We start from the raw sequence: 242 nt of genomic DNA, 5'->3' as shown, positions 1-242 counted from the left end.
CCACACATCACCGCCACCCTTTTGGCCGTGTTCGCACTGCTGTTCAGCATCCCGACTGCGCTCCCTGCCCAGGCCGCAGGCGCACCGCCCGTCTATCCAATTAGCGGCTATTTCATCTATGGCAGCACCAACGATGCCACTAACATGTCCAACTTGACGGATATAAAGTCAGTAGGCGGGGACACCATCATTACGTTCGGATCGCTTTTGAAGCCGGCCACCCTAGCCTCAGTCCCCGCGTC

At 58.3% G+C, this 242-nt stretch carries 1 protein-coding gene; it reads left to right on the top strand.

Features of this window, described 5'->3' with window-relative positions:
• A partial coding sequence (locus SB679_RS26030; RefSeq protein ID WP_410705284.1) for a hypothetical protein occupies positions 1-242 on the top strand: 242 nt, incomplete at both ends.

This window comes from Chryseobacterium sp. SIMBA_029 (assembly GCF_046535275.1).
GTDB lineage: Bacteria > Bacteroidota > Bacteroidia > Flavobacteriales > Weeksellaceae > Chryseobacterium.
The sequence above is the reverse complement of the archived record's forward strand: the minus strand, read 5'-3'. Positions and strand labels throughout refer to the sequence as shown.